Annotated in this window: 1 protein-coding gene; it reads right to left on the minus strand. The window is 60.2% G+C overall.

All coding sequences use genetic code 11. The features are described 5' to 3' along the window. A partial coding sequence (locus tag ACLJNW_RS27245; protein ID WP_410961675.1) for a DUF748 domain-containing protein occupies positions 1-249 on the minus strand: 249 nt, incomplete at both ends.

The following is a 249-nucleotide window of genomic DNA, read 5'->3' on the forward strand; positions in this document are numbered from 1 at the left end:
GGACCAGGTTGCGCAGGGTCTGCCAGACGATCGGCATGACGCTGAACTCCGGGTTGTTCAGATCACCGGCCACCGGCAACTGGATATCGATGTTGCCCTTGGTGTCCTTGAGCAGGGCTACCGCCAGCTTCACCGGCAGGTCCACAGCATCCGGGCTGTCGACCTTCTCGCCGATTTGCAGGCCTTCCAGCAGGACCTTGTTTTCCGCCTTCAGTTGGCTACGTTCGATCTGGTAGTGCAGGTCCAGGT

Source organism: Salmonella sp. SAL4457 (assembly GCF_046548235.1).
Classification (GTDB): Bacteria; Pseudomonadota; Gammaproteobacteria; order Enterobacterales; family Enterobacteriaceae; genus Salmonella; species Salmonella enterica.